The organism is Daejeonella sp. (assembly GCF_037719425.1).
In the GTDB taxonomy this organism is placed as follows: Bacteria; Bacteroidota; Bacteroidia; order Sphingobacteriales; family Sphingobacteriaceae; genus Daejeonella.
In genome coordinates, this window is record NZ_JBBJNI010000133.1 from 610 (window position 1) to 12,018 (window position 11,409).

Consider the following 11,409-nt stretch of genomic DNA (forward strand, 5'->3'; position numbering starts at 1 on the left):
GGGCGTCTGACCTGGCGCTCAAAGCTAAGGTGCCGCATATTTTACCATTCACCGTCCAGCGCCTCGGCGCCATTAAATCAGTTGACGCTGAAAGTGCGCTGAAAGATCTGAAGCAGCGGATAGGAAAAATGGGGCATTCCCCAGAAAATCATGTCGTACTGAACTTGATCGAAAAGACATTGGATTCGAAATAGTAAACCGGCTTTTTGCCCGACGCCTGTTATGCGTTGGGCTGTTTTATAAATTCTCGTTTTTTGCCAATATTTTTTCAAATGATTCACTCCAACCTTTTACCATATAAGGTCCCATGTCATTAAAAGTCTTCTGTAAGCTTCCCCGATATTTTCCACCCCAATGTTAAAAACAAACAGATCCTGTCCGATCGCCCGCTGAGGTTCATTTTAAGGGCAGCTGGCACTTACATTGAATTAGCGCAACTTATGCTTAATTGGGATAAATACTTTTTCATAATGTAGAATTTGTTCAGTTGAGCACCGTTTAACAGAATTTATTTTTGATGATTATTCTACAATTCCCCAACAATTCCCCTATTCTTTCTTCCCGAGTTATCGTCGTTATTAATACCTCGCTTATTCTTGTTTAACTGGTCTTTCAGCTTTCCGAATCTGTAATTAAAACTTAAACCAGCTTGTCGGTAGAACTGGGCATGATCTTTTCTCAGTGTAAATTCTGGTGACTTCGTTTCAACTCCCCAATTCGCAAATCTTTCAAAAGGATTATATATTAAGGCAGACAGACTTGCTTTTTTCTTTAGAAAATCTTTTGATAAACTCATTACAGTCCAGTTGTAGGGATCTGACTTTCCCTGTAAAAACATTACCCCATTCTGATAACCTATATTAAAACCGACCTGCCAATCTTTATCAAACTTATAACTTAGATAAGTATAAGCTATCCACTGGATTCCTTCATTTTTATATACCTTATTATTTACCATCCCTTCCATGTTTAAGTAGGAAATAAGAGGAAATAAATAAAGTTGTAATCTTTTAGTTAGTGGATAGTTGACGTTCATACTTGCACTCAGGTTTTTATTTTTACCGGTGTTTGCAAACGTGGTATAACTAGTATCGCCTCTTAAGGTAGTCACGTTTTGTATGGTATTATTTGTGAACGAATAACTTAAATTAGTAACTATTGAGCCTTTTTTGAACATACTATAGCTTAAGTCAAAATTATTACTGAGAGCTGGTAGAAGTTCGGTATTCCCTGAACTGACAAACTTATCTCTTATTTCTTGATAAGGATTAAGCTGTAAAATACCCGGGCGCTGAATACGTTGTGTATATCCAAAGTTTAAGCTGCTCTGTTTAAATTTTCGCTGTACGGAAACGGAAGGAATAAAATTGCTATAATCAAGCTTAAATTTATTCGATATTGAGGCAAAATTAGCATCAACCACAGTTCTTTCAAGCCGAAGTCCGGCTTTAAACCCCCAGTTATCTAACTTTAATTGATACGAATTATAAAAGCTAATAACGTCCTGTTGATAATCGAATATATTAGTACCATTGATATTAATTATAAAAGCTTGACTTGCGGAATCAAAATTCTGCATTCCATAATCACTGAAGTTATTTCTTGAAATTGCTTTTAATCCCCCTTCTATGTTTAATTTTTTTAAGGGATGTGCATAATCAAGTTGAATGGTTTGCTCTTTTGTACCGGATTTATTTTGTTGACGGTAATCAACGGGGCTCGCCAGTCCGTAAAATGAGTTTTCAGCGAACTGATCGTCCTTGTTAGAAATGGTTCTATAGGAAGCTGTTAAAAGTCGCGATTTATTTTTTTTAAACCCCAGTTGATAATTGAAACCAAGATCATAGCCACCCCACCTGTAGTCAATAGTATTATCCCACCTATAAGATTGATTCAATATATTAAACTGGTCGAACCGATCATTGCTACTGCCAATTACTATATTTCCGTCATTTTTATTATACGCCATTGATACCGTTATCAAATTTAGTGTATCAATATCGTAACTTAATTCGGCACTCATATATCCAAAGGTGCCTTTATATGCCCTTGATCCGGATTGTTCAAATTGATTTAAAGGTGCGGACCTTGACTCAGTAAAAGATAAGGACTGGGCTCCACGATGACTAAGCCCTCCGCTAGTGGAAAATCCAAATTTTTTATTTTTAAGAGTAAAAGAGGCACTTGTACCAGGGCCAAAAGCAGTGTTATACTTGGTTCCAACAGAACCATTATATCCACCGGGCATTTTTTTATTTGTAACGATATTAATAATTCCTGCTAAACCCTCACTATCATACTTTGCAGGTGGAGTTGTAATAACTTCAATTCTAAGAATATTAAGTGCAGACATGTTTTTTAAAACTTCCTTCGGATTGCGGGCAACCAGGGATGAAGGACGCCCATCTATTAATATTTTATAGCTTGAACTTCCCTTAACCTGAATATTATCATCTCCATCGATAGAAATTAAAGGAACTTTTCGCATCATATCCAATACTGTTTTCCACTTTACTCTGTGGATCCGCTGGTACGTCATACGAAATCCGGTCAATATCCATTTTGATAAGTGGCCTGGCCGCAGTTACAACCACTTCTGCCAGTTTTGTGCTGTCTTCGGTTATTGTAATTCTTCCTAGATCCCAAACTTGTTTTGTGCTATCAAGAATTAGAGGAATAATCTTTCTTTTATATCCCACGGCAACTATGGTAATATTATATTTCCCTAAAGCAATGTTATCAAATAGAAAAGACCCGTCGTTCTTAGATAAAGTGTTTTTTGATGACTGATCTGTGACAATTTTCAAATTCACTGTAATGTATTCAAGTGGCTTTTGCGACATCGAATCAATTAAAGAGCCTTTTATTACTAAATTGGTAATCCGTGTGGAATTATTAGGTGCAACCAGGTTGCTGTTTTTACTTTTCATGAGACTATCCGAAGAGATGGAATCACGTACATTAGGCAAATCCTGTGCTTTGGCCCTACCTAACTGACTAAAAGTAATTATCGATGCGATTATGAGAAACTTAGTCTTATATTTCATTTTTCAATTGATAGGCCCTATGACGATTATTCTTAATTCATTTTTCTAATGTTAAACCGAGAGTAATATTTATCAGTATTACACTCATTTTAATCTTCAAAAGAATAGTCGTAACACAAATCAGATTGTTGCACCATGATTTGATAAAATATATTATCATATCGTGGCTTCAAGGTATACTAGCCTATTTATACTTCACCATTTGCCAAAGCAAGGGCGGTATTAATACTATTGGAAAATCCGTTTTACAAGTATTATGCAATGGGAGGAGATTGCCGAAAATGATAAAATCAGGGGAGAAGCATTAACTGCGATGGGATTTACCCTCATGGTTTAAGAGTTCAGCGCAGCGCCCTTAAATCATCTGATAAAACCGGGGACTCTGTCCGGCGACGTGCTATTCAACCCTCCGGAAGGCACGCAAATCTTGATGCCTGAATATTAAGTATGGGATTGAGATCCAGTGCAGGACAGAGTCCTGATTTTTCTATTTAGATTTAAGTGATCCTACGGAACACTTAAACCAAGTGAAAAAGTAAATACATCGTAATTATATACCTGCTACACACAGTAAACAATATTAATAAATCCCGGCTATAGATTGAGTTAGAATGTTAAAATTGCCGACGAAAGTCGGTTGTTCAGAACCATATACGGAAAGCTTAGAAACAAAAAAAGCCGATTCTCGTTCAATTTCATTAAGTTAAGGTTATACCACTAATATCTATACGGCAGAGGTTCCAGCCTTCGCTGGAATGACAAACTTTTTTTTGGAGAATTGGAGATTCCAGCCTGCGCTGGAATCGCAAACTTGTTATTGTTGAAAAAAGCGATCTCGCTGAAGTGGCACAAAAAACTTAATAATGAGCCAATGGAGACTACTCAGATTCCAGCGAAGGCTGGAATCTCCCCGATACCTTACCACCGCTTGTCATTCCCACGAAAGTGGGAACCTCCGGTCCCTTAACTTAGTGTCATTCTGGCGAAAGCCAGAACCTCCCGTCCCTTCACTTAATGACATTGGACTTTCGTTGGCTCTTCGCGGGAGATCCTGGTTTTAGACACGTAACGCTTATTTAATTTTCAGCATAAAAAAAAGAAGCTGCATTTAAACGCAGCTTCTTTTTTAAAAAGTTTACCGGGTAATTAATCATCAAAATCACAATCCGCGAAAGCATTCAAGTTTGCCTTTAACTTAGCGTAAAGATTGGAATTAGACGTATTGGAAATTACAATTACCCCGCCAGTCTTGGTCGCACTGCTCAAATCAGCAGTAATAACATTTGTCAAAAACTTGTTAAGCTGAACATTAATTAAGCCTAAATAATCATTGGTCCCTTTGACAACCAGGTCTTCTGCTTCTACCTCAACCTCAAAATCTTCGTTCAAATAAAATTCAACCGGGATTTTAGCACCATTAGCATCAGTATAAGTGCCTTTCAAAGTAAGCGGAATATTAGAAGTCGACTTTTTTAATTCAAGTTTCAATTCAACCTCATCATATGTCCCATCAGGGATGGTTATGCTTCCCAATATTGGGCTTAGGTTAAATAAATCAACCGTTACAGGTTGTTTAAGTTCAAATTCAATTTCGTTGTTCTTGCTTTCCGCTTCAAAATCAATTTCACTGATGTATAATGATCCGGAAGTCCAGGTTATACTTGAATTTGTAGTAGGCCCTACCGGTAAACCACTACCAGAAATCGTAGTACCAATAGATGCAGTAAAGTTAGCAGGTTTAACTTTGTAAGAGAGTTTACCGCTTCCAGAAGAATCATCTTTTTCACACGATGATAGAATCAGCACTGTACTAAGCACTGTCATTCCAAACGTAATAAAACTTTTCATTGTCGTTTTTATTAAAGGGTGTATGCTTACAATTCGTGAAGTAACTGTTTACACATGGGTATACATGTCATATGGAGGCAAATGTCGTACCTGCACATGAAGGCAACATGAATTTTTATAGCTTTTTGTCTATAAACTTCATTCAGGATGTAACCTTTTCCTTTTTTAGGGCAGTTAAAGGCATTCTTAATATCAGGAGAAAGCTTTGACGCTATTTGACTAAGTAAAAGTATTTTCGTAGAATGATATAATAGTAAGCTTCTCTTTAACTGTTCCAAATCTCTTGCATTGGGAAACTGAGAATAAGGAAAAGGCTAAAAAACACAAAACCCTTCAAGTTTCTTTTGAAGGGTTTTATTTCGATGATCTCCGTCGCCAGGGCTTCGGAGGGCAAGATGTAAGTATTGTTGGGATCACTTCTTATTCCTTGGGTCATCGGCTGCATTAACATAGGTGATTCCCCAGGGTCCCATACCATGTATTTGTATAATGCTCTCCTTCTTCGTGAAAGCATAGTGGCGGGTGCCAGTCATCATTACAGCAAACCCACCCTTTGGAATTCCCTTCCCTAGACTTCTATCCAATGTTTCTCCAAGTCCCATAAAAAATGTGCCTGAAATCACAGTAACATGTTCATCGGCAGGATGCGAATGCGGCATTACAGTATAATTAGCGGGCAATTTAAGGCGCATAGTGAATAAACCTGCTGCTGCCGGGCTGCCTTCAATCACAGCCATTTTCGCTCCAGCCGGCAAAGATGGTGGACCATCTACCCATTTAATGTTGTCAGGTGTAACCATGATATGATCCGCAGCCATATGCGTCATTTGTGCCTGAACCTGTACGGTAAAGCTGATAATACCCAATAGTATTAAGGCAGCTATTTTTTGTATTGCTTTCATTGCTTTTTAGTTTTTGTACTCAAATGCCTGGGGTTTCGACCGGTAAACTTGCCCATAAAACATAGGTCTTATAGGCAATATAACCTAAAAATAAGATTCATGCAGTGATTCGGATTAAATTTAAAGAAATTAAACTGGACATAAATAACTGGATTACATGCCCCCTACCGTCTTAATATTTCACCGGGCTATGCTCTGCGGCTGCTTACTAGTCAAAGAGACTCATTTGTTTATGCGCCACAATTGCTATCGTGATTAATCATCCTTCCAAAATTCGGATCAGGTCATCATTAACATAGAATAATTCTTTGCCATCTTTAACGGGGCTTAGGATTTTGGCATCCACTAATTCGTTGAAATATTTCGTAAGGGTTGTTCTTGAAGTCACATTTAATTGATCTCCTATTAATTTAGGTTTGATATACGGTTGACTAAAGATTAGTTCGTTTACCTCCTTATTATACCATTTAATTTGCCCTTTGGCATGTGCCAGAGTAGCTTCCATTTGGGCTAATATGCTATCAATCAGCTGGCTTGTTAATTGAGCTGTTTTCTCCACCGCTTCCAGCATATAAAGTATCCAGGGTTTCCATAACCCTCTTTGGGTAACCACTCCCAGATTGTAATAATAATCATCCTTATTAACGATGATATATTTAGATAGATATAGAACAGGCTGATTTAGCAGCCCTGTATGTACAAGATATAAGAGGTTGAGAATACGTCCGGTTCTGCCATTTCCATCCGGGAAGGGATGTATCGCTTCAAACTGATAATGAGCGAAGCACATTTTAAGTAAAGGATCAGTCGGATATTTCTTATCATCATTCAAATAAGATAATAAGTTATCCATAAGCTGTTCCAATATTCCCGTGCCTCTCGGAGGAGTATATATTACTTCCCCAGAGCCAAATTCACTTTGGCCTCTCTGGATTACGGTAAGAGATGCAGGGGATCTTAGGCCAGATGCTGTATTTTTGATTTGCCTGAAGATTCCCATTATACTCTCCAGATCAATATGACCATCGTCTTTTATTAGCTGGTAGCCGGCCCATAAAGCTTCACGATAGCGCAAGACTTCCTTCGTTGCAACATTTGCCTTAGCTTCCTGTAAGGTATCAGAAACTGCTTTATACAAAGCATCTTCCGTTGTAAATATATTTTCAATTGCAGTTGATGCCTTAGCTTCCTGCAAGGCAATTGTATTTACCAGCATCAAGGGATTTGGCAATCTCATAGTACTGCTATTTACAGTCGCCAATGCGCGGGATGCAGCCACCAACTTTTTTAAAATATCTATATCATTTTCGATTTCCGGATCCGGAGGCAGCGGTGGTAGATCGTTGTATGGTTTTGTTCTGTCGTAAGCCATAATTATATGTTCATTTTTTACGAATTATTGAACATGATACAAAATAAGGTAAAATTCACGCATAAAAGAAGACTTATGTTCATTTTTTAATATAAAATGAACATAACCGTAAATACGTAGATAAAGTGAACACATTATAGCTTTATGTTCATAATTTCTAAATAAATGAACATGTTTGATTGTAGTTATCCGTATAGATTGGGCCACCGATGATTACTCTTGCTCGACCTTGTGCCGCTAGAAATATCGGATGAATATTGATAATAAAATATCTTGTTATTCTCGATGTTGCCAGATCTACAATCCTTCTAACAGGATGGGTTACAATGCTGTACACGTGATTAAAATGGCTCTAAAAGTTAATGCTCCATTTTCATAACTTTCTGTTAAGAAAAGTCGAAAGTGCCAATAATATAAGAGTTGAATATTTGGTGCTAAATGACGACCGAACCAATGACAAACAAGCTACGAATAATCAAACAATCCTATCCGACAACTTGAAGTATGAAAAAAGATTTCTGAAATCTGTGATTTTTTTAAAGGACTTGCGAATAATTGGTTCAACAAGTTTCATTTAAAAAATCTCAATATGAACAATTTTAAAATTTACGCTTTTCTAACCTTCCTGTTTCTAGGGAATACTACCGTTTCCGCTCAAGGTATGTTGGAGTTATATTTTGGCGGTAGCAAAGACAGCTTAAGAAATGAAGCTACTAAACTAATTCACAAACCTGAACCAACATTTAATCGTGCAATCCAAATGACTGAGCCAGACCCAGCGACAATTGCAGATATAGGATTTCGGCAGGTATACAAATCGAAAAATCACTTTTTTACTGCACGGGACAACAAAAGGATTTTTGCATATAAGTTCCCAAAACAATCCGACAATACAATAATACTTATTCACGGAGTAGGAAGTAGTGCATCTAAGTACAACAAGACGGCAGGATTACTACAAGAAGCAACCCAGGCTAAAATTTATGCCATTGACCTGCGTGGACACGGACAATCTGAGGGAAATAGTGGTGATGTGGATTATATTAACCAATATGTTGATGATTTAGCTGACATAATAAGAATTATCCGCAAAGAGAGACCTAAGGGGAAAATCATAATTGCTGGACATTCCATGGGTGGCGGAATAGCTTTACGTTATGCTATGGCAAAGCAATATGAACAACCTGACGGCTTTTTGCTTTTCGCACCACTAATCGGACACAACTCCCCTGCGTTTCCGCGAGCACAAGCCACCAAAAACTTATCTGAGCCTTTTATGAAAATCCATATTCAGCGAATAATTGGTTTGTCTATGCTGAATGAAATTGGCAATCACGATTATGACAGTTTGCCGGTATTGTTTTTCAATTTCCCCGAAGCTGTTCCTTTGAGAAAGTATAGCTATCGTGCAAATAAAAGTACAACGCCTGATGATTATGTGGCAGGGTTAAATGCAGTGAACAAACCAATGCTTGTATTGATGGGTAGCGAAGACGAAGCTTTTTCGGCTGAAGCTACGAAAGCAGCTGTTTTGAAAAATAGTAATGGTGAAATTCAGATAATAGATAAGACTTCCCATAATGGGGTAAGGCACAACGCACAATCTTTTACCTTTATCAAAGATTGGTTTTCCAAATTATAATGGACAAACAAAAGCAACAGCAATTATTTCAGGAAATTATTGAGCAACATAAAGGTATTTTGTTCAAGGTTGCCGGTGCATACTGTCCAAACGAAGATGACCGGCAAGACCTCATACAGGAAATATTGATTCAGGTTTGGCAGTCTATCCACAAATACAATGACCAGTATAAAATTTCAACGTGGTTGTATCGTATTTCACTGAATGTAGCAATATCATTCTATCGCAAAAGTTCAACTAGAGCAAAGAAATATACCGTATTAAATGAGCAATTGGTAGAAATTCCGGACGAAGAGAAATCGGAAAGTGAGCAACAATTGAATTTATTGGAACATTTTATCAGCGAACTAAAAGAGATAGATAAAGCATTGATGATACTTTATTTGGAAGACAAAAGTCATACTGAAATTGCTGAGATTTTAGGAATGTCGGTAAGCAATGTTGGAACGAAAATAGGGCGCATCAAAGACAAATTAAAAGCAAGATTTTCACAATTAAAATCATAAATAAAATGAACGAGTTGGAATTAAGAAAACTTTGGCAAACCACCAATGATAAATTGGAAGAGAGCTTTGTCATAAACAAAAAAAACAAAGATGATTTAACCCGAATTAAGGTTCATAGTATTTTGGGTTCAATGAAACCCATTAAGATTTTTACACTATTGGTTGGTATTTTATGGGTTGGTATCGGGGTAATTACTTTGAGTTCGATTTATTTAAACTCATTTTCTGAAGCAAATAAGTTTTTTCTCTTTTCGGCTTCTATTCAGGTGGGGTTGACCGCTATGGCATTGTTCATTTATCTTTATCAGCTGATCACGATTTACCAGGTGGATGTAACTGAACCAATTTTAACAACACAAGAGAAATTAGCAAGCCTGAAAATGTCTACGCTTTGGGTAACCCGGATTCTCTTTCTTCAACTTCCTGTTTGGACAACATTTTGGTGGAACGACACAATGCTAACAGATTGGGGCATTTTACAATGGGTACTGCCATTGTTTTTTACAATTTCATTTACTTTTATTGCTATTTGGCTTTTCTTCAACATTAAATACGAAAACAGAAATAATAAATGGTTTCAACTTATTTTTAGGGGGAAAGAATGGACACCATTAATGAAGTCTATGGAAATGTTAGAACAAGTAGCCGATTATAAAGAAAATAACACCAGCAGCTAATCGAGTAGACGAAACAATGACTAATATTCGCCGACAGCTAACCTTATTTGTAAAACAAACGGACGCTGAAACAATTGAAAAAGTTAGGAAAAAATTTAACCCACGACAAAGCGAATTAATAAGTTGCCACGTTACATTATGCAGAGAAGACGAACTTGAAGACATTGATCAAGTATTAAATAACTTGAAACAGCTTAAACAAAAAATAATAAACATAAAGTTTGGACGAGTGATAAGGTTTGATAATGGCAAAGGCGTTTTAATTCCTGCAGCAATAGAAAATCCAGAGTTTCAAGAGTTACGACAAAGATTATTAGCAGGTATTGTTGACAAACCAAGACTACAAGAACCACATATTACTTTAATGCACCCAAGAAATTCTACTTGTACGGACAGTATATTTGAACAGATTTTAAAAACAAAAATTCCAAACAAACTGACCTTTAACAGAATCTCGGTTATAGAACAAGAAGGAGATAACATTTGGAAAATAATTAAAGAAATTGAATTGCTAAATTAATTCACTTATGCCAAATCAGATAGAACCTATAATAGAAACAGGATTTATTAAAACCGCAGGAATTTGTTTATTAATAGGTGCATTATTAGCAACTTTGGCAATGACACTGCATCCGAATGGCGGCGATATTGAATACATCGTAAAAATTAAAAGTGTTCTTACTTTTTCTCATTCAGTTGCAATATTTTGTCTGCCATTAATTGGGTTTGGTTTTTGGGGTTTATCTAAAATTTTAGAAACAAAAAGCAAAATATCAACCCCTGCTTTTTTTATCTTTTCATTTGGGCTTCTTGCTGCAATGATAGCTGCCACAATAAATGGACTAACACTTCCGAACTTTGCTTCTAACTTCTCAGCGAACGATAACGAAATTTCAACAATCAAAAAAATTATTGACTACGGCAAATTCATCAATATTCCAATGGCTATTATTTTTATTGTAGCAACTTCCTTATCAGTTGGACTTTGGGCATTTTTAATTACTCAGACTTCCAAACTACCAAAATGGATAGGATATTTTGGGCTTAGCAGCGGTTCGGCGGACGGAATTCTGTTGGGCTTTTTGTTGTTATCTTGTACTTTAGTTTTTCAATCGGATCCAGTTCCGGGGCTTGACCAGCAATGAATCCCCTGCCTGCAGCAATACTCGAACGTTAGCTGCAAGGGTACTGAATCGTATAACCAACAATAAACAGACAGATTATCGAACAGACAGACGAAATATTCAGACACTTTGAAAAATACATAAAACTAAGCGACACTTTAAAAAGTGAACTTGCTAACAGAATTGTATTCAAGACTTTTAAGAAGGGCGAACTTGTTCATAATGCTGACACAATTTGCACTAAAAGTTACTTTATCCAAAAAGGACTTTTGCGGACTTACTTTATCAAAG

11 protein-coding genes are annotated in these 11,409 nt (G+C 36.8%); 6 read left to right on the forward strand and 5 right to left on the reverse strand.

Annotated features, from left to right (window positions below):
* The coding region (locus WKF69_RS15355) for a hypothetical protein (RefSeq protein ID WP_340382985.1) at window positions 1-194 on the forward strand (194 nt) is incomplete at its 5' end.
* Between the two features lie 332 nt (window positions 195-526).
* Here the strand turns inward: WKF69_RS15355 and WKF69_RS15360 are convergent.
* From WKF69_RS15360 to WKF69_RS15380, 5 genes are all read right to left on the reverse strand, one after another.
* Window positions 527-2,491, reverse strand: a complete 1,965-nt coding sequence (locus tag WKF69_RS15360) for a TonB-dependent receptor (RefSeq protein WP_340382987.1) — start codon at window positions 2,489-2,491, stop codon at window positions 527-529.
* On the reverse strand, window positions 2,451-3,047 hold the full coding sequence (locus WKF69_RS15365) for a carboxypeptidase regulatory-like domain-containing protein (RefSeq protein ID WP_340382989.1): 597 nt from the start codon (window positions 3,045-3,047) through the stop codon (window positions 2,451-2,453). Before WKF69_RS15365 ends, WKF69_RS15360 begins: the two co-directional genes overlap by 41 nt.
* Window positions 3,048-4,193: 1,146 nt before the next feature.
* Window positions 4,194-4,895, reverse strand: coding sequence for a hypothetical protein (locus WKF69_RS15370; RefSeq protein WP_340382990.1), 702 nt, complete (start codon window positions 4,893-4,895; stop codon window positions 4,194-4,196).
* A 413-nt stretch (window positions 4,896-5,308) separates the two neighbouring features.
* The gene (locus WKF69_RS15375; protein ID WP_340382991.1) at window positions 5,309-5,797 is read right to left on the reverse strand and encodes a cupin domain-containing protein; all 489 of its coding nucleotides are present in this window, start codon (window positions 5,795-5,797) and stop codon (window positions 5,309-5,311) included.
* A gap of 259 nt (window positions 5,798-6,056) precedes the next feature.
* On the reverse strand, window positions 6,057-7,169 hold the full coding sequence (locus WKF69_RS15380; RefSeq protein ID WP_340382992.1) for a Fic family protein: 1,113 nt from the start codon (window positions 7,167-7,169) through the stop codon (window positions 6,057-6,059).
* A 589-nt stretch (window positions 7,170-7,758) separates the two neighbouring features.
* On the opposite strand from WKF69_RS15380, the gene WKF69_RS15385 reads away from it, so the two are divergent.
* Genes WKF69_RS15385 through WKF69_RS15405 form a run of 5 tightly spaced genes read left to right on the forward strand, consistent with a single transcriptional unit; the run spans window position 7,759 to window position 11,139 of the window.
* Window positions 7,759-8,811 (forward strand): alpha/beta fold hydrolase, encoded by a 1,053-nt coding sequence (locus WKF69_RS15385; protein ID WP_340382994.1) that lies wholly within the window; start codon window positions 7,759-7,761, stop codon window positions 8,809-8,811.
* Complete coding sequence (locus WKF69_RS15390; protein ID WP_340382996.1) at window positions 8,811-9,317, forward strand: RNA polymerase sigma factor; 507 nt, start codon at window positions 8,811-8,813, stop codon at window positions 9,315-9,317. Before WKF69_RS15385 ends, WKF69_RS15390 begins: the two co-directional genes overlap by 1 nt.
* A 5-nt stretch (window positions 9,318-9,322) precedes the next feature.
* Entirely contained in the window at window positions 9,323-9,994 is a 672-nt protein-coding gene (locus WKF69_RS15395) for a hypothetical protein (RefSeq protein WP_340382998.1), read from the forward strand.
* Between the two features lie 16 nt (window positions 9,995-10,010).
* A complete protein-coding gene (locus tag WKF69_RS15400) occupies window positions 10,011-10,514 on the forward strand; it encodes a 2'-5' RNA ligase family protein (protein WP_340383000.1) in 504 nt (167 codons plus the stop codon).
* Between the two features lie 7 nt (window positions 10,515-10,521).
* Window positions 10,522-11,139 (forward strand): DUF6796 family protein, encoded by a 618-nt coding sequence (locus WKF69_RS15405; protein WP_340383002.1) that lies wholly within the window; start codon window positions 10,522-10,524, stop codon window positions 11,137-11,139.
* Window positions 11,140-11,409: the final 270 nt, after the last annotated feature.